Origin of the sequence: Xenorhabdus santafensis (assembly GCF_033949405.1) — a bacterium.
GTDB classification, from domain to species: domain Bacteria; phylum Pseudomonadota; class Gammaproteobacteria; order Enterobacterales; family Enterobacteriaceae; genus Xenorhabdus; species Xenorhabdus santafensis.
The window spans coordinates 1-306 of record NZ_VCDN01000448.1; the positions used below are offsets into that span (position 1 = coordinate 1).

A 306-nucleotide genomic window follows, 5' to 3' on the forward strand; every position below is an offset into this window, starting at 1 on the left:
GAACAACGGAAACAAAAGAGTGATCGAGATGAAATCTTGAAGGAAACCATATTAAAAGCACTTCGATTTAGAAATAGAAACAAAGGGGCTCGTCAGATAAAGATGACATTGGCGGGTCAGTTTCAAGTTGTCTACAATTTAAAGCGTATCCGTAGAATTATGAAGAAATACGAGATTATCTGTCCGGTTCGCAAAGCGAATCCTTATAAAAGAATGCTTAAAGCTACAAAAGAACATCGAATAGTACCGAATCAATTAAATCGGGAATTTAAACAAAATACCCCAGGGAAAACACTTCTTACAGAT

The 306-nt window shown here is 35.9% G+C and carries 1 protein-coding gene; it reads left to right on the forward strand.

Features of this window, described 5'->3' with window-relative positions; genetic code table 11:
* Positions 1-306, forward strand: a 306-nt coding sequence (locus FE392_RS23050) for an IS3 family transposase (RefSeq protein ID WP_319931997.1), incomplete at both ends; no start/stop codon positions are given.